Below are 21,779 nucleotides of genomic sequence, written 5' to 3'. Positions count from 1 at the left end.
TCTCGTATCTCTACGGCTACGCCCGCCCGTATGGCGGCCGATTTACGCCCTTGCTTGCTCGATCTGCCCGATGAGCCAATCGCACCAGGCGTCCATGCCCTCGCCCTTGCGCGCGCTCACGGCAAACCGCGGCGCCTGCGGATTGAGGTCATCGAGTGTCTTAGTATACCTATCCATGTCAAAATCGAAAGCCGGGGCCACGTCGACCTTATTGAGCAGCTGCGCGCCAGCGTGCTGGAAGATGCCCGGGTACTTGATGGGCTTGTCGTCGCCCTCGGGCACCGAGAGAATCATGATGGACAGGTTCTCGCCCAAGTCAAAGTCGACCGGGCAGACCAGGTTGCCCACGTTTTCGATAAAGATGACGTCGATATTTTGAAGACCCACCGCCTGGTCGAACGCGTCAACGGCCTCCATGATCATGTTGCCCTCGAGGTGGCACAGGCCACCCGTGTTGATCTGGATGGCGGGCATGCCGGCTTCCTTCATGGTGATGGCGTCGACATCCGAGGCAATATCGCCCTCGATGACGGCACAGCGCAGGCCAGCCTTGTCGCGCAGGCGCTCGTTGGTGCCCAGGATCGTGGTGGTCTTGCCCGAACCGGGGCTCGACAGCACATTGATCACATAGGTGTTTGTCTCTTTAAATCGCTGTCGCAGCTGATCTGCCAGGCGCTCGTTGCGCGACAGAATCGGCGACGCGATATCAATCGTTTTCTCAGCCATACTCGGCACTCCTTACTTTGGCCCCTTTATACCCCATCACCAGATGGCTAGCGGGCTAATCGTCGGGGGTTTCGATTTCGATACTTGCGATGTCGAGCTCGCGGCCGTGCAGCAGACGCACGTTGGCGCCGCCACATTGGGGACAGCGGCAATGGAAGCGATCGTGCTCAAAGACCTCCCCGCAGTCCAGACACTCGCTTTGTGGATGGACTTCCTCCACGGCAAGCTCGCAGCCTCGCGTGAGCGGGTCCTCATCGCGAAATGTCTCCCACGCAAAGTCGAGCGCCTCGCGCACAACTTCGGTCATATCCCCGATACGCAGCGTTACCAAAACGGCGCGCGAGGCCCCCGCCCCACGCGCCGCGCGAATCACTGTATTGAGTATGCCGTTGACAATGCCAACCTCGTGCATACCGATTTACTCCTCGTCGTCCTCATCGTCCGAGAACAGGTCCAGACGGCTCACAAACAAGCCCTCCTTGCCCTCGCGCGCGGTAATGACCACGCGGGCAATGGCGAGCGAAATCTCGTAGAGCGAGAGCAGGGCACCATACATGAGGCCCAGCGTAACGGGCGAGCCGTCGGGCGTAATCACAGCCGAGCCCACAAGCAGGCCCACGTACACGTAGCGCCAGGCGCCGCGGAAGGCCGCGTAGGACACGATGTGGAAGACGGACAGGTAGAAGATGATGAGCGGCAGCTCAAACGCCACACCAAAGCCGATCATAAAGAGCAGCTCCATGTTGACGTAGTTCTCCAGGTCGGGCAGCGCGGTTGCGACGGCAGAGGTCTCGCCGATGAGCCACTCAAAGCCTGCCGGGATAATGATGAGGTAGCAAAAGATTGCGCCCAGGAAGAACAGCACCGTCGAGGCGAGCACCGTAGGCACAACCCACTTGCGCTCGTTGGGACGCAGTGCCGGCAGGAAAAATGCCAGAATCTGCCAGATGATCATGGGCGTGCACATGACCACGGCCATCTTGATGGCCAGCGAGAAGCGCAGGCCAAAGCCGCCGAGCGTGGTGGTGATGTAGAACTTACCGTCCGGCACAAAGGAGCGGATGGGGTCTTCCAGGATGTCGAGCACCACGGGCGTGGCGAAATACAGCACGATGGCGGCGGCAAACACCGACACGACCACGATAGTCAGGCGGCGACGGAGCTCTCCCAGGTGATCGAAGAGCGGCATGCGCGCAGGTCCGATAGGCATTACTCATCGCCTCCCTTCGAGGCGTCGGCGGTGGCAGCCTCGGCAACGGCCTCGTCCTCGGCCTCGAGCTCGCGAGCGAGCTGGTCGACGACGGCCTTGCGCTTGCGGGGACGACGGGCGTAGAGGTCAGCCGTCGTGGGCTCTGCCGGCTCGGGCTCGGGCTCCGGCTCTGCAGCAGGCTCGGACTCGACGGTGGCAGTGGCAGGCTCGGCCTCGGTGGACTCGGCGCCCTCGGCCTCCTCAGCAGCACCTTCGCCCTCAGCAGCACCCTCGCTTGCGGCCTTCTCGGCAGCAAGGCGGGCACGGCGCTCGGCAAAGGTCTCCTTCTTTGCGGGCGCAGCTGTCTCGACGGCATCCTCGTCTGCATCGGAATCGTCATCGACGGCAGTCTTCTTGGGCTTGACCGGGGCCGACGCGGCCTCGCTCACCGGATCGATAATCTCGGACTGAACAACGGCCGTCATCTTTTCCTGCGTCTCGCGGAACTGACGGATGGCACGGCCGATCGTACGGCCCATCTGTGGGAGCTTATCCGGGCCAAACAGCAAAAAGCCGAAGACCACGATGATCGCGAGCTCACCCTCTCCAATACCAAACACACATACCTCCAAGGCTCGATGTGAGTCGAGCCCGCACCGCGCCATTCGGCCGGAACTCGTCTATTCATTCGGTCAAGTATAGCGCCCGGACGCCAAAACGTCCGAGCGCATCACAAACATATGCCAAACGGCACGCCCTTTTGGGGCAAAGATTATGCAGCGGTGATCGAAATCTCCTGGTCGACACCCAACAGCTGGACCACGCGCATCACCGGGGGCTGCACATTGGTGCAGCTAAAGCGCTTGCCGTGGTCGACCGCGTGGTGCGCGGCGCCCACGAGCACGCCAATGCCCGTCGAATCGATGTAGCTCACCTGGGCAAAATCGAGCTCAACGGCCTCGGTGGGCTGCTCGAGCGCCAGGTCGATGGCATTGCGCAGGCTATCGGCGTTAGAGATATCGATCTCGCCGGTTACCTTAATGGTGTAGAGCTCTGGCGTGGGGTTGGTGGAAATACCCAAATCCATGTATATGCTCCTTTACGTATCGAAGGTGCGGATAGTACGGGAAGCCGCGCGTTAGGCGCGCTCGGCACGCGCGAGCTCGGCAGCGACAAGCTTAACGGCCAGCACCAGCACATCGAGCGCGGCCTCCAGGTCCTCGACCGTGGGATAGCTCGGCGCGATGCGGATGTTGGTATCGCGCGGGTCCTTGCCATAGGGCCAGGTAGCACCGGCCGGCGTGAGCTTGACGCCCAGGTCGGCGCAAAGCGCGGCGACCTTTTGAGCCGAGCCCTCGGGACCATCGAAGCTTACAAAGTAGCCGCCGCGGGGGTGCGTCCAGGTGGCGCAGCCCGTGTCGCCCAAGCCCTCGGTGAGCTTGCGCTCGACGGCCTCAAAGCGCGGGCGCAAGAACTCGGCATGCTTTTTCATGTGCTCCTTGACCGCCTCGATGGTGGGAAGGAAGCGCACGTGACGCAGCTGGTTGAGCTTGTCGGCGCTGATGAGGCCGGCCTTCAGGCGCTTGGAGAACTCGGCGATGACCGCGGGGCTCGCACCGATAAAGCCGATACCGGCGCCCGGGAAGGTGATCTTGGACGTCGAGGCAAATGCCACCACGCGGTCCTCGGTGCCCGCCGCGCGAGCGAGGTCAAAGATGTTTGCGAGCTCGTCGGTCTCGTCGTACAGGTCGTGCACGCAGTAGGCGTTGTCCCAGAAGATGCGGAAATCGGGTGCGGCCGTGGGCATCTCAACCAGGCGACGCACGGTGTCCTCGCTAAAGGTGATGCCCGTGGGGTTGGAATACTTGGGCACGCACCAGATGCCCTTGATGGAGTCGTCGGCGGCAACCAGGCGCTCGACCTCGTCCATGTCGGGGCCGTTGTCGGTCATCGCGACGGGGACGTTCTCGATACCCAGATCGGCGGTGATGCCAAAGTGGCGGTCGTAGCCGGGAACGGGGCACAGGAACTTGACCTTCTTGCCGTCGTGCGCGGCCTCATAAGCCTCCCAGGGCTCGCTGCCGCACGAGCCGCAACGCCAGAACATACCGGCAATATCGTGCTCGATCAGCAAGCTCGACGAACCCAGCACGAGCGTCTGCTCGGCGGGGCAACCCAGGAACTCCCCCGCCAGCTTGCGTGCCGAGGGAATGCCCTCAAAGCAGCCGTAGTTGGAGCAGTCGACATTGCCGTCGTGCAGATCGGCATCGGCATTGAGGATATCGAGCATGGGGCGCGAGATGTCCACCTGGGAGGGCGACGGCTTGCCGCGGGCCATGTCGAGCGCCAGACCCTTGGCCTTGACCTCGGCGACCTCGGCTTTGAGTGCCTCGATGGCAGCATCGAGTTCGGTGGTTTCCATCTTCTGGTAGATCGTCTGCATGGGGTGCGACCTTTCGCGAAGCGGTACGTTGCAGTTCGTCTAAGTATAGACCGCCACCGCCGCAACGTTATGAAGCCGTGATAGATTAAGTCCATCGCAATAAATTACGAATCGCCGCGCATGCCGGCGTGGGACGCCCAAGGAGGCACTATGGAGTATGGATCGTTCCAGGCCGAGGAATTCGGCGACCTGCAGCGCCTGGTCGACGGACTGTTTTACGACCGCCACGCCATCGACCGCCTGGATCTGATCGTACAGGCCGAAATCTTGGACCTGGCGCCCGATCTCATGGAAATCGTGAACCTGCTACCGCCCGGCTATTACGACCGCCAGTCACTTTGCGACCAGCTCAACTCCGCCTTGGCCGCCCACGGCTGGGGCGCCATCTACGGCACCGTGGAATAAACCTAGTCATTGGGGCCTGTGGTCAAAAAATAGCAAATATGAGTACTGTTACTTTTTTAGTAACAGCGATTTTGAATTAAAAAGGCCAGTCTTGGCCTTTTGTGTCCGGTTTTGGAAGGATGCATCAGCATTTTTCGTCCAGCCACGCAATCGTTAATGCACAGACAGAATAGATTTGTACATTATTTTTCGCGCCTAAAATGAAACGCCGTTTGTGACAGTACTCACAAACGGCGTTTTTTGGCCACTGGGGTGTCCGGCAGGTGGCAAGTACCACTCAAAACCGCGTTTTACACGCGCTCGAGCAGGCTCTGGCGTCTGTTTCTACGCGCCTACTCGTTCTTGGGCGCGGGGTGCTTGCAGATCACACTCATGTAGATCATGCCAAGTACGGCCGCGGTGACAGAGCCGGCGAGAATAGCGGCCTTGGCAGCCAGAACCTCAAACTGGGCCGTCGGGAAGGCGAGGCCGCTGATGAGAATCGACATGGTAAAGCCGATACCGCCCAGAATGCCCACGCCGGCAATCATATGCCAGTTGACATTGTGCGGCAGCTCGCAGGCCTTGAGCTTGACCAAGGCGAACGTCATGCCAAAGATACCGATCGGCTTACCCAGCAGCATGCCAAAGTACACGCCGAGCGTCACCGGGTCGGTGAGCAGCGTGCTCATGTCCACGCCCACTAGGCGAACCTGTGCGTTGACGAACGCAAAGATCGGCAGGATCACAAAGTTGACCGGCGTGGAGATCAGGCGCTCCATGCGGATGAGCGGCGGGGTCACGCGGTGCATGACGCGCTCGACTTTGGTGGTCGAGACGGTAAAGTCATGCTGGCCCAGGATGTGCGCCTCGTCGTCGTAGCGGTCATCGAGCAGCGGCAAGCACTCGCCCAGCCAATCGGTGAGGCTATCAAGCTTAACACCGCACTTGGCCGGGATGGTGAAGGCCAGGATGACGCCAGCAAGCGTAGCGTGCACGCCGCTCTTGAACATGCAGAACCACAACAGCAGGCCCAGTACCGAATACGGGGCAAGGCGGTAATGCTGCGTCTTGTTGAGCCACACGAGCGCACAGGTCACAAGCGCGGCGGCGCCCAACCAAAACGGATTGGGGCTCTGACCGTAGAAGATGGCGATGGCGGCGATGGAGATGAGGTCGTCGGCGATGGCGAGCGTCGAGAAGAACACGCGCACGCCGTTGGGCACGCGGTTGCCCAAAAGCGACAGCACGCCCAGCGCAAAGGCAATATCGGTTGCCATGGGAATGGCCCAGCCGTTGTGCGCGCCGGCATGGTTAAAGATCAGATAGATGCAGGCGGGAACGACGACGCCGCCCACGGCCGCCAGCATGGGAAGCATAGCCTGGCGCGGGTTCTTGAGCTCGCCAACTGTCATCTCGTACTTAAGCTCAATGCCCACCAACAAAAAGAAGATCGCCATGAGGAAGTCGTTGACGAAAAGCTCAACGGTGAGACCGGCCGTAAGGTTGCCCAGACCCACATACAGCGGGGTCTCCAAAAAGTGATGGATGGCCTCGTAGGCATCGGTGTTGGCGCAAATGACGGCGGCGATGGCGGCGAAGACCATGACGGCGGCGGAAATCGTGCCGTTCTCGGTGATGCGCTCCCAAATGTCGTGGCGCTCAAAACGCTTGCGCTCACGGACGTTGAACAGCTGCTCGGGTGCTGCCATGGGCGGCTCCTTTCACGGGAAAGCTCCCGTCTTAAAAAAGCACGGCCCGCCCAAGTGGCGGCGCCGCGCTCTAACGTATTACGCTTGCATCTAGCCTACCCTGCACGACAGGCACGCAGGCGTGGCCGAAAAGCGGAACCACAGGTTGAACATTATTTGCTCAACGGCACGGGCACGCCTGTCCAAGAGACGACGCGGCGACGTGCACAAAAAACGACCGGAGCGCGGGGCGTCCGCGATCCGGTCGTGGCGTTTGGTCAACTAAACCTAGCAGGCGGCCATGATGGGGGCAGCGACCTGCTTCTTACGGGAGAGGACGCCCGGCATCCAGACGCCGTCGTGCTCGTCGGCAATGCCCAGGCCCTTCTGAGCAGCCTCGGTCTCGCCCTCGAGCAGGACCTGCGAGCCCTCCTCCATGATGTCGGTGATGCACAGGACAATGCCGTCGGCACCCTTCTCGGCGGCGTAGGCGCGCATGGCCTCGCGAATCTCGTCGATCATGCCGAGCGCGCGACTCTTGTCGACGGTCTCGTACTGGCCGATGAGCAGCTTCTTGCCGGCGGGCTCGAACATCTTGATGTCGTTGCCGACCATCTCGGCTGCGGTGAAGGAGCCGGACGGACGGGTGAGGAAGACCTCCATGCCAAACTTGACCGGGTCGACGCCCACCTGCTCGCCGAGCCTGGCGGCGACGGCGCGGTCGACATCGGTGGTGGTGGGGCTCTTGAGCATGAGCGTGTCGGTCATCATGGCCGAGAGTAGCAGCTTGGCCTGGACGTCGGAAAGCTCAACGCCGAGCACGCCGGCGAGCTTGGTGACGATGGTGCAGCTGGAGCCCCAGGGCAGGCAGATGTAGTGCAGCGGGCCGGCGGTCTCGAAGTCGCCGATGCGGTGGTGGTCGACGACGCCAAAGACCGTGGCGTCCTTAAGACCGGCGACGGACTGGGCAGACTCGTTGTGGTCGGTGAGGACGACGAGCTGACCGGCCTCGACGGACTCGATCACGCGGGGCTCGGCAATGCCGGCGTCGGCGAGCAGCTTGGCGGACTCGGCCGGAAGCTGACCAAGGGCGCAGGCCTCGTAGGTGTTGCCGGCATACTCAACCTGGTTGAGCAGCTGGGACAGGACGACGGCGCTCATGATGGCGTCGTTATCGGGGTTCTGGTGACCAAAGACAAGAACGTTTGCCATGGATATCCTCCACTTGATATGTGTACTTGGACGTAGCTATGGTAGCACGCCGATGCCGAGCCTTCGCAGACGGAAGGGCCACGGCATATTTTGGGGCGCAGGCACGGGGGCCAAGGCTGTCCCTTTTGCACCATGTTGGTGCAATGTAACCTGTCCCCCTTGCACCAGTTATTTACCGGCAGCGCGCAGGGCTACGTAGGCGGCACCGATGATGCCGGCGTCGTTTCCGAGCGAAGCGACCTTAATGGGCGTCTCGCGCGAGGCGGAAAGCGCGTACTGCTTAAAGTGCTCGCGAACCTTGTCGAGGTAGACATCGGCCGAGGCGGAGGCGCCGCCGCCGATGAGGAACATCTCGGGATCAACCACGTTGGCAATAAGCGCCAGTGCGCGGCCGAGATAGTCGGCCATGGTATCGGCCGCGGCCAGCGCGAGCTTGTCGCCCTCGCGACAAGCCTGGAACACGTCCTTGGAATCGGAGGGGCCGGTCAGCTCGATGGGCTCGACGCCCGCCTTCTTGCACTCGGCAAGGTAGTTGCTCACCACGCCGGTGGCGCTGGAATACTGCTCCAGGTGGCCATGGCCGCCGCAGCCGCAGGTGCGCTCCTCGGCCGGGTTCAGGCACATGTGGCCAATCTCGCCGCCAGCACCCACAACGCCCGATACCACGTCGCCGTTAACGATAACGCCGCCGCCCACGCCGGTACCGATGGTGACCATCACCACGTTCTGCACGCCCTTGGCAGAGCCGAGCCAGGCCTCGCCCATGGCGGCGGCGTTGGCATCGTTCTCGTACTTAACGACCGCGTCGGGGCAGTGCTCCTGAATGGCGACTCTCAGCTCAGGCAGGTTAATGGCAATGTTGGCCTTGACCTTGGCATCGCCCGATGCCGGGATGGGGCACGGAACGGCCAGGCCAATACCCGCCACAAAGGCGCGCGGAATCTGGGCCTTGGCGACCACCTGGTCGATAGCCTCGGTCACCGCGGCAAAGCCCGCGGCGTCAACGATGGGAGGCGTGGGCACGCTGGCCTTGGCAAGCAGGTTTCCGTCCTCATCGAACAGACCCTCCTTGACCGAGGTGCCGCCGACGTCGATGCCGATGTAATACTGCTTAGGTTCCATGGGAGCCCGCCTTTCTCGTTTAAACATTGCCTGTATGGTACCGCTCCCAAGGCAAAAACCTACCAAAAAGGACAGGTTTGTTTTGGCAGGTTTTATCTGGGGAAGCGCAGAGTACGAGATTCGGTTCGCTGGGTGTTATATCGGTTCGGCCCCGTCCTCGGACCGATCATTTCTCAACACGACACTACTCAGATGTTTATCATTTAAAACGCTCTAATTTTACAAGCGGGGCGACTTTTAATTTTATCTTTCTCGAACTTTTCAATAACTCAATAGAGATACTTAGGTGTTGACTATACTTTCTTTTATTCTCAATCAAGTTGGAAAGGAGGTTCCTTGATTCCCAAATACGAGGCGATAGCTGCAGATATTCGTCGAAGCATCGAGGATGGCGCTCTTAAACCGGGCGACAAGCTTCCTACCGTCGTTGAGTTCTGCAAGCTCTATAACGTTTCCAAAATCACCGTCAAACGAGCTATTGAGCAAATCACCGAGGAAGGTCTTATTACCAGCCGACGCGGATCGGGTACCTACGTTAAGGACACGGCGGGGCTTCCCGGCCAGGCGTTTTTCCAGGGCAAAAACGACCGTACCCAGGGTTTTTCGTATGAGCATCGCGGGGAGAAGGTGACCTCGGTGGTCTACGATTTCTCGATCGTTAATCCACCAGCGGACATCGCAGCCCAGCTGGGAATTGCCGAGGATGACTTTGCCTATCACGTCGTGCGCGTGCGTCAGGCCGAGGAGAAGCCCATCGTTATCGAGTACACCTACATGCCCCTCGAGCTGATTCCAGGCCTTAAAAAGAAGGACCTGTACGGATCGGTCTACCGCTTCATCCGCGAGCAATGTGGGCTGAAGATTTCGAGCTTCCACCGTACCATTCGCGCCGTGGCAGCAACCGAGGAAGAAGCCGAGCGTCTGGACACCAAACTTGGCTCTCCCCTGCTCGAGCTCACCCAGATTGGCTTTTTGGACAGCGGCGCCGCCTTTGAGTATTCGATCTCGCGCAACGTTGGCGATCGCTTTGAGTTGCACAACGTAACGTTGGCATAGGTTTTTGTAGTCACGCGGGCGCTCGTTTTGAGCCGTCTTACGCGGCACCCGCACAACCTTATGGGAGTATGCACATGTCCGATTTGATTAAACTCACGCCGATCTTCCACGAGAAGATCTGGGGCGGCCGCCAGTTGGAGACCGTGTTTGGCTACGACATTCCCGAGGGTCCCATCGGTGAGTGCTGGGCCATCTCGGCCCATCCCAACGGCGACTGCCAGATTGCGGAGGGACCGTACGCCGGCCACACGCTGTCGTGGCTGTGGGCCGAGCACCGCGAGCTCTTTGGCAACTGCGAGGGCAAGGAGTTCCCGCTGCTCATCAAGATTCTGGACGCCAAGGACGACCTTTCGATCCAGATTCATCCCAACGACGAGTACGCCGCCAAGCACGAGAACGGCAGCCTGGGCAAAACCGAGTGCTGGTATGTACTGGACTGCGAGCCCGGTGCCACGATCATCGTCGGCCAGCGCGCGCACGACCGCGCCGAGGCCGCGCAGATGATCGAGGGGGGCCGTTGGGACGAGATGCTCAACGTGCTGCCGATTCACAAGGGAGACTTTTTCCAGATCGACTCCGGCACCGTTCACGCCATCAAGACCGGCACGCTGATTCTGGAGACGCAGCAGTCGAGCGACGTGACATATCGCCTGTACGACTACGACCGCCCCGGCACCGACGGAAAGCTGCGCCCGCTGCACATTGAGCAGAGCCTCGACTGCATCGACTTTGATGCTCAGGCTCCGACCGACGGCACGGTGACCGCGCCCGAGGTGGACGGCGTGACCGAGCTCGAGTCCAACCCCTGCTACACCGTCGATCGCGTGCGCGCCAACGGCAGCAAGACCCTCGACCAGCGCTGGCCCTTCATGTGCCTGTCGGTCATCGACGGCGAAGGCACCGTCTGCGGCGACCCCGTCCACAAGGGAAGCCACCTGCTGGCCCCGAGCACCGTCAGCTCCATCGACCTCGAAGGCAAGATGGAACTGATCATCAGCCACCTCTAGTTCGCACCAACAACCCAAACGCAACAAGGGGCTCCCCCGTTCACCAACGGGGGAGCCCCTTGTCCATATATATCAGCCCACCCGGCTCTCCAGATCAAAAAAGCGGACGAGCAGAGCGACGTTCGCAAGCAACGTTATCTAAGGACCTGGACGGGCGTATGGGGCAACATCGATCGCGAGTTCCGCACGAGCCGGAGAGCACTTAATGTGCTCTCCGTGCGAGCAGGACTGCCCGAGCAGGCGATGTTGCCCCATACGCCCGCCCAGGTCCGCCGGGATCACGACAGCTTGACGATCGGAGCAAAGCCCTTCATAAGCTTTTTGGTCTGGCCGGTCTTTTCGAATTGAACCTCGATCATGTCTCCGGCGACCGAGATCACGGTACCCGTGCCAAAAGTCTTGTGGCTCACGGTATCGCCCGCGGCAAAGTCCTGCGATGCGCTGGCACGATCGACCTTGCGCTCCACCGTCGGGGACACCTTGGAAGACGGCTTTTTGGCTCGCGACGCGCCCGAACCAAAAGTCGAGGCAACACGGCCGGCGTCAGGCGAAACCCCACGATGGCGCTCGGTCCCGTAACTGCTGCCGCCAAAGAAATCGTCAAAGCTCGATCCGCCGCGCGAACCGGAACCGCCGGTCGAGCGCGTATGCGAGCCAAACACCTTGCCGCCGTACATATCCGAGCCCATGCCCGAGCCAAAGGTGCCGTGACGGTCGCCGCGCTTCTCCCAGCCCGTGCCCTCAAAACCGGCAGAACCGATGCCGCTAAACTCGATATCCTCAAACGGAATCTCGTTGAGGAAGCGCGAGCGCGGGTTGGCAGAGGTCGAGCCGTAGGTGCGACGCGTGGCCGCATAGGTCAGGAACAGGCGCTTGCGAGCACGCGTGATGGCGACGTAGGCCAAGCGACGCTCCTCCTCGAGCTTGCCCGGATCGTCACTACCGCCAAAGTCGTGCACGTGCGGGAAGATACCCTCCTCCATGCCGGCCACGAACACCGCCGGGAACTCCAGGCCCTTGGCGGAGTGGATGGTCATCATGGTAATGGCATGCGTCTCGCCGGCCAGGGAATCCAAGTCGGAGCGCAGGGCCAGCCACTCCATGAGCGCCGGCAGCGCCTTACAGGTGAGCGGACCGTAGGTGCGCTCGATCTCGTCGGCATGCACGGCACCCGCCGGCATCTCCGTCGGCGCGGCATACGCGTTGCCCGCGATGGCGGCGGCCAGGGCATCCTGCGGAGACAGCGCCGGAGCGGCCAAGCTATCGAGCGGATTGGAGCCCGCGGCGTCACGCGCGCCAACGAGCGCCTCAAACGAGGATACCGGGGCAGATGGCCCCGGTTCGGGCGCAGGCGCGCTCACCACGACAGGCTCGGGCTCGGCGCTAGCAGGCACATCGGCAACACCGGCAGCGCGCAGCTCTTCCAAGCTCTCGAGCGTACCTTCGATATCCTCGTGCGTCTCCTCAAATTCGGCGGCGACGCCCAGGAATTCCTGGATGTTCTCGGCGCGGCTCTCGGACTCCATGGTGCCCTCGGCGCGGAAAGCCTGCAGCAGGCCCGTCTTATCGACGATCATCTCGACGACGTCCTTGAGCTCGCCGTCCATGCGGCGACCCTCGCGCACCAGCGCCACAAAGCTCGACAGGCCGTTGCGCACCTTGGCGCTAAACATGCCCGTCTCGGCTGTTGCGATCTCGCAGGCTTGGAAGAACGAGCAGCGGTTGTCGCGTGCCAGCTGCTCAATCTTTTGAATCGAGGTGGAGCCGATGCCGCGGCGCGGCGTGTTGATGACGCGCTTGACGCTCATCTCGTCGGCCGGGTTCACAATCATCTTAAGATAGGCCATGACGTCGCGGATCTCGGCACGGTCGAAGAATCGCGTGCCACCCACGATCTTGTAGGGCACGCCTGCGCGCAGGAACATATCTTCGAGAATACGCGACTGAGCGTTGGTGCGGTAGAACACGGCGATGTCGTCGTAACTCGTGCCCTTGGAGTGCAGCTTCTCGATCTCGCCGGCAATCCAGCGGCCCTCGTCGCGCTCATCGCTTGCCTGGAAGGCCTGGATCTTCTCGCCATCGCCCTCGGCCGTAAACAGGCGCTTGTCCTTGCGCTGCGAGTTGTGGCGCACCACGGCGTTGGCGGCGCTCAGGATATGGCCCGTGGAGCGGTAGTTCTGCTCCAGCTTAACGGTCTTGCAGTTTTTAAAGTCCTGCTCAAAGTCCAGGATGTTGGTGATGTCGGCGCCACGCCAGCTATAAATGGACTGGTCATCGTCGCCCACGACCATGAGGTTTTGGTACTTGGCGGCCAGCAGGTTAGCGATCTCGTACTGGACGTGGTTGGTGTCCTGATACTCGTCGACGCTAATGTAGCGGAAGCGCTCCTGGTACTTGTCGAGCACCTCGGGGCGGGTGCGCAGCAGCTCGAGCGTGCGCACGAGCAGGTCGTCGAAGTCCATCGCGTTGGCGGCGCGCAGGCGGCGTTCCAGCTCCAAGTAGACCTGCGCGGCCTTTTTGTCGTTGGGGCTGTCGGCGGATTTGAGCATGTCCTCGGGGCCGATCATGGCGTTTTTGGCCGAACTGATCTTGCTGCGGATCATGTTGATGGGGAATTGCTTTTGCTCGATACCGAGCGCCTGCATAATATCGCGCACCATGCGCTTGGAATCGTCGTCATCGTAGATGGTGAACTGACCGGTGTAGCCCAGCAGGTCAGCGTCCTCGCGCAGCATGCGCACGCACATAGCATGGAAGGTGCACACCCACATGCCGCGGGTACCGCTGGGGATGAGTGCCGCCAGACGCTCGCGCATCTCGGCCGCGGCCTTGTTGGTAAACGTGATGGCAAGGATCTGCCAGGGCTTAACGCCCAGGTCGCCGAGCATATGTGCGATACGGAAGGTCAAGACGCGGGTCTTGCCCGAGCCGGCGCCGGCAAGGACCAGCAGCGGGCCCTCGGTGGTCAGGACCGCCTCGCGCTGGGCGGGATTAAGGCTGTCGATGTCGACGAGCGGCTTGGCGGGCTTGGGCGCCGGCGCGGGAGCGTCGTAGATGTCGAGCGGAACGAGCTCGGGCTCCGGCGCAGCAGGGGCGGTGTATGCATCGAGCGGCACGGGTTCCGGCGCGGGCGGCACAGGTACCGCGACATTCTTTTCCCAGGGCAAGGGCTGGGTCATGGGCGACTCCTCATCTGACGGACGGCGCGCCTGCGGGCAGCGCCATAGTTTGAGCCGTACCAGTATACCGAGCCGCGCGGACACCGACGCAAATCACACCACGACTCCGTGCGTCACCGTCAGGCCCGCCCCAGCGGATTTAGCGCAATGGGGTCAGGTTACTTTGCACCAATCTATTGACAATCACGAAACCGCCGATGTCATGGCAACGGCAGCGAGCGGCGGCCAGAGCGAACAAATTGGCATGAAAAGGGGGCGGCATAGACCTTTTGGTCATGCCGCCCCCTTCGAATGACAAGTTGTCTCCCTGGCCGCCGCGCGGCGTCAACCAAGTTACAGGCCGAGCATAGGCTCCAGAACGAAGAAGTATGCGAGCACTACGACGCCCAGGATGATGCGGTAAACACCGAAGCACTTGAAGTCGTGACGGCGGACGAAGCCCATGAGCCACTTGATGGCGATGAGCGAAACCACAAAGGCCACAACGCAGCCCACGCCCAAGATAGCGACCTCGTTGGCGCCGAACGTGCCGCCCTTGATGAAGTATTTGACCAGCTTGAGTGCACTCGCGCCAAACATGACAGGGATGGCCAGGAAGAACGTAAACTTGGACGCCACCGAACGCGTACAGCCCAAAAGCAGGCCGCCGATGATGGTAGAACCGGAGCGAGACGTACCAGGCACCAGCGAAAGCACCTGGAAGCAGCCGATACCCAGCGCAGTCTTCCAGCTCAGGTCCTCGAGCGTGGCGATGGAGCCAAAGTCCAGATTCTCGTCATCGTCCTCATCCTCAGCGGTAGCCGCGGCGGGCGCCGCAAAGTGCGCACCGGCGGGACGTCCACCCGACACCACAGCACGCGAGCCAAACGAACCGGCAACGGCCATTTCCTCGCGCTTGCTCGCGCGCCAGTTCTCGATCACGATAAACAGCACGCCGTACACAATGAGCGCCAGCGCCACGACGGGAGCATTGTAGAAATGCTCCTCCATCCAGTCGTTAAGCGGCAGACCGATCGCCGCGGCGGGAATGCAGCCGAGCACAATCTTGCCCCACAGCACCCAGGTGTCGCGACGGCCCTCCTTGCCCTTGCTGGGCGAGAACGGATTGAGCTCATGGAAGAACAGCACACAGACGGCCAGAATGGCGCCGAGCTGAATCACGACCAGGAACATATTCCAGAACGTCTCGCTCACGTTCATCTTGACGAACTCGTCCACCAAGATCATGTGACCGGTCGACGAAACAGGCAGCCATTCGGTGATGCCCTCGACCAGGCCCATGAAGGCAGATTTTAGAAGCTCGATAATATCCAAAGGGACCCCCTCGTTAGACACCCGCCGATATTGTTCTGCGGACGGTGCGGGCGATGTCCCATTATCAACCGTTCGGGCGCGTCTACGCCTACCCTTACCAAAAAACTCGCCCGTTCACAGAATTGCGAGCGGTCAAACCCAAATCCTTGGGTATAACTGCAACAAGATAAAGTGTCCGGCGGCCAACGCGCCCGCGCCCGCCCGATGCACGAGCCCCGCGCCCGTGCGATAGACCAAGGAGGAAACCATGAACGAGGGCTACACCAAGGTATTTGTTTCACTCGACGGTACTGAGCAGCAGGATTTTGTGCTCGCACGCGCCATCAAGGTCGCCGCGAACAACGGCGCCAAGCTAATCATCGGCCACGTTATCGATTCCACGGCGCTCGAGAGCGCCGGTTCCTATCCGGTCGATCTGGTCAACGGCCTAGAGGAGGCATTTAAGAACTCCATCGCCAAGCAACTCGAAGAGGCCAAGGCCAATCCCGATATTCCCGAGGTCGAGGTCATGATTCGCGCCGGCCGTATTCGCGAGACGCTCAAGGACGAGATGCTCGACGTGGTTAAGCCCGACCTGGTGCTCTGCGGCGCCCGCGGCCTGTCCTCGATCAAGTATGCGCTGCTGGGTTCGATTTCGACGTTCCTGCTGCGCAACACGGACTGCGACATTCTGGTCGTGAAGTAGGTTCCTTCCCGCCGGCGCAAGGCCTGCGGGGTTATCACGCCGACGTCCTCGCCGCTTCGCGGCTGCGGGATGTCGGCTTTGATAACCCCTCCCGGCCTTGCGCCTTCGTCACCGTACTTCAGCGAGTTGTCTGATAGAAGAATGGCGTGCCGCCCCGTTTGGGGCGGCACGTTTTGTTTGGGGCGGCACGTTTTTGTTTGGGCGGACGTCTGCCGCGTGCGTTACTCGAAGTATTGGAACTTGTTGGTTGAGAAGGCAAACGTGACGACAAAGCCTTTGCCGGGCTCGGATGCTGCGGTGACGTCGATGCCCATCTTGGAGCACAGACGCGTCACCAAGTAGAGGCCGATGCCCGTTGCGCGCTTGGTGGTGCGGCCGTTATCGCCGGTAAAGCCCTTCTCGAACACGCGTGGCAGGTCTGCCGCACTCACGCCGCAGCCGTTGTCGGCAACAGTGAGCTCGATGCGCTCGCTTGCCAGACCCTCGTCCAGCAACGCACCCGAAAACACGATCTTTGCGCCGTCCTCACGCGCATATTTAATACTGTTCTGAATAAGCTGGCCCAGAATAAACTCGAGCCACTTCTCGTCGGTAAAGACCTCGAAGTCGAGGTTCTCGCACACCGGGGCCACGTGCGCCGCGATGAGCTCGCGCGCGTTGGCCTTAATCGCGCCCGTCACCAAGGTCTTGAGATCCCAGCGGCGAATCAGGTAATCGCGCTCCACGACTTCCGAGCGCGCGTAGTACAGCGCCTGGTCGATATTGCGCTCCACGCGAGCCAGCTCGCGACCCAGGTCATCCACGCGCGACAGGTCGTCTTCGCTGCCGTCCAGGTTTTCCAAAATTAGATGGGCCGCCGCCAGGGGCAGCTTGGCCTCGTGGACCCAGCTCTCGATATAGTCGCGATAGTCATCGGTCTGACGCCGGCCTTCGGCAACCTCGTCGCAGGCGGCTTTGCCCACCCGGCGCAAGACCTCGTACTCGAGCTCGCCCTCGGCATAGGTCGGGCATTGCACCATCTCCTGCACCCATGCGGGACTCTCGAGCTCCTCTGCCGCACGCTCCAGCTGGCGCAGGAAACGACGACGGCGCGCGTATTCGATCACGATGCCGAGCATGCCAAAGATAAAGGACACGCCGACCGCCACGACCACGATAGAGACGGGTGCACCGGCGACCGTCAGCACAAAGCAGCTCAGCAGCACGCCGCACGTCCACACGGCGACGGGAAGCAGCGCGTCTTTAAAGAACTTGCCAAACGACATAGCCGGCCCCTAGACCGAATAGCCTTGGCCGCGGTGCGTTGTCAAATACCCCTTGATGCCGATTTTTTCGAGCGTGGTGCGCAGGCGGTTGATGTTGACGGTGAGCGTATTGTCGTCCACGAAGGCGTCGAAGTCCCACAGGTCCTGCATGATGGCCGAGCGCGAAACAATCTTGCCCGCGCGGCTCAGAAGCAGTGAGAGGATACGCAGCTCGTTTTTGGTGAGCTCGGTGCTAGTGCCGGTTTGCGTGTTGGTAACCATGGAGCGGGCGAGGTCGAGCTCCAGTCCCTTGTGGACGAGCGTGCTACGCTCGCCCGCCGCCGCGGTGCGGCGCAGCAAGGCATTGATGCGCGCCACGAGCACGCGGGCGCTGTAAGGCTTGGGAACAAAGTCGTCCGCGCCAAGCGTCATGGCCATGACCTCGTCAATCTCGGTCGTGCGCGAGGTGAGGACGATGATGGGGACCTCGGATTCGCGGCGAACCTCATGGCAGATATGCTGGCCGTCCTTGACGGGAAGCGTCAGGTCGAGCAGCACCAGGTCGGGCGCGGCAGCGAGAATATCGCGCGAGACATGCTCAAACGATTCGCAGGCCTCGATTTCAAACCCGGCGCGGGCAAGGATGTCGATAAGCTCACGACGAATGGGCTCGTCGTCCTCAACGACATAGATCAGCGCCATGTGTCCTCCCATTTCGCGTAACTTGCACCTTCCACACCATTATGCCCACGGCGTCGCAACGATACGACCCCGTGGGCACCTAATATGACAAAAGTGTTCGATAGCCTTAAGAGAAAATAGGGGCCTCGGTCCTAAACCGATCGGCCCCATCACTTCGACCTCGAGCCTCTACTCGAGCGTACGCATGTATGCAGAGATGGAATGATTCTTTAATCCCCGTCCCAGAAAAATCATTTAGCGACGGGCGCGGAGCTTTTCGTAGCCTTCAGCGAAGAAGGCGACCGTGGCGGCGTCGGCCTCGGCGGCGTCGGCCTCGGTTGCGGGGACCACGCCGTGCTCGTCGCTCACCAGGAACAAGGCACCCTTGAGCTGTGCGGGAATATCTACGCGCGTGACCGGGATGTCCTTGGTCTGGGCCAGCTGCTCGATGAGCGTCGCCGTGCCGCACAGGCACTCGTCCGCTGGCGCCACAAAGGCAAGCTCGCCGTTATCGACGGCGGCGAGCAGCTCGGGCGCCACGCCGGTTTCGTCGGCCTCGGAGCGGGCCTCGGCGGAGCGGGCACGTAGCGCCTTAGCCGACGTATCGGTTAGCGGCTCGTACTCCCCCACCGTCATGGCGGCGTTGCCGTTAACGTCGATCACCAGCATGAGCACGCCATCGTGCGCGGTATAGTCGCCCTCGGCTAGCGACCACTCAACGTGCTGCTTGGCCCAGCTGAGCATGTTATGGGTAAGCGGCTCGCCCTGCACCAAGCGCTCGGACAGTGCGCGAATGTGGCGGTTGAGCATGGGCACCTTTTTATTGGACATGCGCCAACGGCAGACAAGCGCGGGCTTGTCGAGCGTAAACTTCTCGACCGCCTCCTGATTGGCGCAAAAGTCCTCGTACGCACGCTGATCCTCGGCATTGCCAAACAGCTCGGCATCATCAATCTGGGGCATGGTCATACCTTTCGTGTTAGTCATTCCGTCCTCTTATACCAAAAAGACGGCCCTCCAAACGGAGCAGCCGTCTTTTGCGGAGATTATTTTAGAAGCAAGGCCAGTCCAAGGGACGAGATAACATCCCATCCTCCCCAGTCAACCTAACAGGTCGGCGAGGGTTGCCCAGGTGCCGCAGATTGCCGTGAAAGAGGAGCGACGCGTACTTGGGTACGCGAGCGACGAATGAGCGGCAAGGTGCGGTGGCTGGGCAAGCCGCAGCGCCACCTCCCTACTTAGTGGCGGAAGTGGCGGGCGCCCGTAAAGACCATAGCAATATTGTGCTCGTTGCAGGCCTGGATGCTCTCGTCGTCGCGCTTGGAGCCGCCGGGCTGAATGATGCAGGTCACGCCGTGTGCAGCAAGCACGTCGACATTGTCGCGGAACGGGAAGAACGCGTCGCTTGCACAGGCAAAGCCGCCCTTCTCCACGCCCTCGCGCTCGCAGAAGTCCTCGGCGCGCTCGCAGGCAAGCAACGCAGAGTCAACGCGGTTAGGCTGACCCGGGCCCATGCCAATGCCGGCCTTGCCCTTGGAAACCAGGATGGCGTTGGACTTAACGCCCTTGCAGACCTTCCAGGCAAACTCGAGCTCGGCCATCTCGGCGTCGGTGGGCTTGCGGTCGGTGGGGAACGTAAAGGTCGCGGGATCCTCGGTCACATGGTCGACTTCCTGCACCAGCATGCCGCCGTCGATGGAGCGCAGCTCCACCTGGGCGCCGTGGTCCACGCCGCCGGTGGCCAGCACGCGCAGGTTGGGGCGCTTGGCCATGCGCTCGAGCGCCTCGGCAGTGTAGCTCGGGGCGATGATAACCTCGACGAACTGCTTGTTCTGATCGGCAAAGTGCTCAACCAGCTCATAGGGAACCTCGCGGTTGCAGGCGATGATGCCGCCAAAGGCACTCTTGGGATCGCAGGCGAAGGCGCGGTCGTAGGCAGCCGTGATGTCCTCGGCAACGGCGGAACCGCAGGGGTTCTGGTGCTTGAGGATCACGCAGGCCGGCTCGTCGAACTCGCGGACCAGGTTCCAAGCGGCATCGGCATCCAGATAGTTGTTGTAGCTGAGCGGCTTGCCCTGGATCTGCTCGGAGCCCACGAGTGGGAACTGCGAGCTCGCGGTGTTCTCGCAGCCCTCGGCAAAGCGGTAGACCGTAGCCTTCTGCTGCGGGTTCTCGCCATAGCGCAGGTCGTCGACCTTCTCCAGCGAGATCTCGAGCTTGGCAGAGGTGTCCGCCACGTCGCTTGCCTGGGCGGCAAGCCAACGGGAGATAGCCGTGTCGTAGGCGGCGGTGGTCTGGTAGACCTTCACCTGCAGGCGACGACGGGTGGAAAGCGTGGTGCAGCCACCGGTCTCGTGCATCTCGGCCAGGACGGCATCATAGTCGGCAGGGTCGGAAATGACGGTAACGCTCGTGGCGTTCTTGGCGGCAGAGCGCAGCATGGAGGGGCCACCGATGTCGATGTGCTCGATGGCATCCGCGAAGGTGACCTCGGGGTTGGCGACGGTCTTCTCGAACTCGTACAGGTTGACGACGACCAGGTCGATCAGCTTAATGCCGTGCTGAGCGGCCTCCTGCATGTGCTGCTCGGAATCGCGGCGGGCCAGCAGCGCGCCGTGAACCTTGGGGTGCAGGGTCTTAACGCGGCCGTCCATCATCTCGGGATAGCCCGTGAACTCCTCGATGGGGGTTACGGGAACGCCCGCGTCCTCGATGGCACGAGCCGTGCCGCCCGTAGAGATGATCTCGACGCCAAAGTCATCGACCAGCGTCCGTGCGAAATCGACGACGCCCGTCTTATCGGTAACCGAGATCAACGCGCGTGCGATCTTCACATCAGATCCCATGCAGTCCTCCTGTCTGGTACGCCGCCGTGCTCTGTGAGTCGGTGATACGTCGATCTGCAGCGCTCGCGCAGCGGCAATGAAAATACTGATTTAATGTAGCGCATCGAGCGCATCGATGCACCCCGCAACGGGCGCATGTGCAGAAAAAGTTTGCGAGCAGAGGGGATGGACACGGCACTGGGCACGGTGAGTTCATGGAACACAGGGGCACCATAATTTGATGCCAATGGCGTGGTAGAACTGTGCTCGATATGCATCCGCAAAAGAAAGAGGCACCATGGTCTCGCGGGTTCTCTACCGACCGTTTGATACCGAAGACTTCGACGCCATCGCGCTGATTCTGCAGCAGCTTTGGCATAACAATTCGGATAACGATGAGTACAACCGCCTCGAGGCCGCGTGCGACCTCGCCTATTGCCTTTCGTCGTCGACGTTTTCACAGGTTGCGGTGATTGACGGCGAGGCGCGCGGCATTGCACTTGCACGCGCAGGACAGAACTCCGGCGTCACTATCAACGAGCATTGGATGGATACCGAACGCGCACTGCTATCGCAGATGCGTGAGCTGGAGCCTGATGCCTGCGCCGAGTATCTCTCGTTTGTGCGCGCAACCATCCGAACCAACAACCGTCTGCTCGAGAGCAGCCCGTTGCCGCACGACAACGAGGTCACGCTGCTTGCCGTGGATCGCGACGTCCATGGACTGGGCGTTGGCACGGTTCTGCTCGATGCCGCGGTCTCGCACCTGTCCTCGCTTGGAGCGACGAGGGCGCACCTGTACACCGACTCCAACTGCTCGTGGAAGTTCTACGAGCTGCACGGCTTTAAGCGCACGTCTACGCACCGCGCCAACCGCGAGGAACGCCGCCACAATATGCCGCGCGAAAGCTTCCTCTACGAACTCGACCTAACAGCCTAAACCCGGCAGTTAGGGACGTTCCTTTTAATATGAGCAGGACATTGTCAAGAGGCAAAATCGGGCCTGGCCCCAACGATATGG

20 protein-coding genes are annotated in these 21,779 nt (G+C 61.3%); 5 read left to right on the top strand and 15 right to left on the bottom strand.

Annotated elements, in window-relative coordinates:
- Window positions 1-42: 42 nt before the first annotated feature.
- The 6 genes from hypB to I2G40_RS01165 all read right to left on the bottom strand — a co-directional run bounded on the left by hypB (window position 43) and on the right by I2G40_RS01165 (window position 4,358).
- On the bottom strand, window positions 43-726 hold the full coding sequence (hypB, locus tag I2G40_RS01190; protein ID WP_055310413.1) for a hydrogenase nickel incorporation protein HypB: 684 nt from the start codon (window positions 724-726) through the stop codon (window positions 43-45).
- A gap of 55 nt (window positions 727-781) precedes the next feature.
- Window positions 782-1,138, bottom strand: a complete 357-nt coding sequence (hypA, locus tag I2G40_RS01185; RefSeq protein ID WP_195543916.1) for a hydrogenase maturation nickel metallochaperone HypA — start codon at window positions 1,136-1,138, stop codon at window positions 782-784.
- Between the two features lie 6 nt (window positions 1,139-1,144).
- On the bottom strand, window positions 1,145-1,936 hold the full coding sequence (tatC, locus tag I2G40_RS01180) for a twin-arginine translocase subunit TatC (RefSeq protein WP_195543915.1): 792 nt from the start codon (window positions 1,934-1,936) through the stop codon (window positions 1,145-1,147).
- The gene (locus I2G40_RS01175; RefSeq protein WP_195543914.1) at window positions 1,936-2,535 is read right to left on the bottom strand and encodes a twin-arginine translocase TatA/TatE family subunit; all 600 of its coding nucleotides are present in this window, start codon (window positions 2,533-2,535) and stop codon (window positions 1,936-1,938) included. The genes tatC and I2G40_RS01175 overlap by 1 nt, the downstream gene beginning before the upstream one ends.
- A 152-nt stretch (window positions 2,536-2,687) precedes the next feature.
- Complete coding sequence (locus I2G40_RS01170) at window positions 2,688-3,002, bottom strand: STAS domain-containing protein (protein ID WP_035137695.1); 315 nt, start codon at window positions 3,000-3,002, stop codon at window positions 2,688-2,690.
- Between the two features lie 51 nt (window positions 3,003-3,053).
- The gene (locus I2G40_RS01165; RefSeq protein WP_022093863.1) at window positions 3,054-4,358 is read right to left on the bottom strand and encodes an aminotransferase class I/II-fold pyridoxal phosphate-dependent enzyme; all 1,305 of its coding nucleotides are present in this window, start codon (window positions 4,356-4,358) and stop codon (window positions 3,054-3,056) included.
- Between the two features lie 150 nt (window positions 4,359-4,508).
- Between I2G40_RS01165 and I2G40_RS01160 the strand changes: the two genes are divergently transcribed.
- Window positions 4,509-4,763, top strand: coding sequence for a hypothetical protein (locus I2G40_RS01160; RefSeq protein WP_055285533.1), 255 nt, complete (start codon window positions 4,509-4,511; stop codon window positions 4,761-4,763).
- A gap of 332 nt (window positions 4,764-5,095) precedes the next feature.
- Here the strand turns inward: I2G40_RS01160 and nhaA are convergent, their stop codons facing one another.
- The 3 genes from nhaA to I2G40_RS01145 all read right to left on the bottom strand — a co-directional run bounded on the left by nhaA (window position 5,096) and on the right by I2G40_RS01145 (window position 8,767).
- A complete protein-coding gene (gene nhaA, locus I2G40_RS01155; protein ID WP_195543913.1) occupies window positions 5,096-6,454 on the bottom strand; it encodes a Na+/H+ antiporter NhaA in 1,359 nt (452 codons plus the stop codon).
- A 267-nt stretch (window positions 6,455-6,721) separates the two neighbouring features.
- Window positions 6,722-7,645 carry a manganese-dependent inorganic pyrophosphatase gene (locus tag I2G40_RS01150; RefSeq protein ID WP_195543912.1) on the bottom strand — a complete coding sequence of 308 codons (924 nt, stop codon included), beginning with the start codon at window positions 7,643-7,645 and terminating at the stop codon, window positions 6,722-6,724.
- Between the two features lie 168 nt (window positions 7,646-7,813).
- Window positions 7,814-8,767 carry an ROK family protein gene (locus I2G40_RS01145; RefSeq protein WP_117820909.1) on the bottom strand — a complete coding sequence of 318 codons (954 nt, stop codon included), beginning with the start codon at window positions 8,765-8,767 and terminating at the stop codon, window positions 7,814-7,816.
- 336 nt (window positions 8,768-9,103) lie between these two features.
- Between I2G40_RS01145 and I2G40_RS01140 the strand changes: the two genes are divergently transcribed.
- Window positions 9,104-9,823 (top strand): GntR family transcriptional regulator, encoded by a 720-nt coding sequence (locus I2G40_RS01140; protein ID WP_195543911.1) that lies wholly within the window; start codon window positions 9,104-9,106, stop codon window positions 9,821-9,823.
- 74 nt (window positions 9,824-9,897) lie between these two features.
- Entirely contained in the window at window positions 9,898-10,830 is a 933-nt protein-coding gene (locus I2G40_RS01135; protein WP_411266838.1) for a type I phosphomannose isomerase catalytic subunit, read from the top strand.
- Window positions 10,831-11,108: 278 nt separating this feature from the next.
- On the opposite strand, the gene I2G40_RS01130 is transcribed toward I2G40_RS01135, so the two are convergent.
- Complete coding sequence (locus tag I2G40_RS01130) at window positions 11,109-14,009, bottom strand: ATP-dependent helicase (protein WP_195543909.1); 2,901 nt, start codon at window positions 14,007-14,009, stop codon at window positions 11,109-11,111.
- Between the two features lie 333 nt (window positions 14,010-14,342).
- Window positions 14,343-15,323 carry an undecaprenyl-diphosphate phosphatase gene (locus I2G40_RS01125; protein WP_117746102.1) on the bottom strand — a complete coding sequence of 327 codons (981 nt, stop codon included), beginning with the start codon at window positions 15,321-15,323 and terminating at the stop codon, window positions 14,343-14,345.
- Window positions 15,324-15,570: 247 nt separating this feature from the next.
- Here I2G40_RS01125 and I2G40_RS01120 point away from each other — a divergent pair, with 247 nt between their 5' ends.
- A complete protein-coding gene (locus tag I2G40_RS01120) occupies window positions 15,571-16,008 on the top strand; it encodes a universal stress protein (protein WP_006235921.1) in 438 nt (145 codons plus the stop codon).
- Between the two features lie 221 nt (window positions 16,009-16,229).
- Here I2G40_RS01120 and I2G40_RS01115 read toward each other — a convergent pair whose 3' ends face one another.
- The 4 genes from I2G40_RS01115 to purH all read right to left on the bottom strand — a co-directional run bounded on the left by I2G40_RS01115 (window position 16,230) and on the right by purH (window position 20,779).
- A complete protein-coding gene (locus tag I2G40_RS01115) occupies window positions 16,230-17,273 on the bottom strand; it encodes a sensor histidine kinase (protein WP_195543908.1) in 1,044 nt (347 codons plus the stop codon).
- A gap of 9 nt (window positions 17,274-17,282) precedes the next feature.
- Window positions 17,283-17,954, bottom strand: a complete 672-nt coding sequence (locus I2G40_RS01110; RefSeq protein ID WP_195543907.1) for a response regulator transcription factor — start codon at window positions 17,952-17,954, stop codon at window positions 17,283-17,285.
- A gap of 234 nt (window positions 17,955-18,188) precedes the next feature.
- The gene (locus I2G40_RS01105; RefSeq protein WP_195543906.1) at window positions 18,189-18,920 is read right to left on the bottom strand and encodes a hypothetical protein; all 732 of its coding nucleotides are present in this window, start codon (window positions 18,918-18,920) and stop codon (window positions 18,189-18,191) included.
- Window positions 18,921-19,171: 251 nt separating this feature from the next.
- Complete coding sequence (gene purH / locus I2G40_RS01100) at window positions 19,172-20,779, bottom strand: bifunctional phosphoribosylaminoimidazolecarboxamide formyltransferase/IMP cyclohydrolase (RefSeq protein ID WP_022093847.1); 1,608 nt, start codon at window positions 20,777-20,779, stop codon at window positions 19,172-19,174.
- A gap of 277 nt (window positions 20,780-21,056) precedes the next feature.
- Here purH and I2G40_RS01095 point away from each other — a divergent pair, with 277 nt between their 5' ends.
- Window positions 21,057-21,698 (top strand): GNAT family N-acetyltransferase, encoded by a 642-nt coding sequence (locus tag I2G40_RS01095; RefSeq protein WP_195543905.1) that lies wholly within the window; start codon window positions 21,057-21,059, stop codon window positions 21,696-21,698.
- The last annotated feature ends 81 nt before the right edge of the window (window positions 21,699-21,779 follow it).

The organism is Collinsella aerofaciens, assembly GCF_015558785.1.
GTDB classification, from domain to species: Bacteria; Actinomycetota; Coriobacteriia; order Coriobacteriales; family Coriobacteriaceae; genus Collinsella; species Collinsella aerofaciens_P.
Note: the sequence above shows the minus strand (reverse complement) of the source record. Positions and strands in the feature narration are given on the sequence as shown.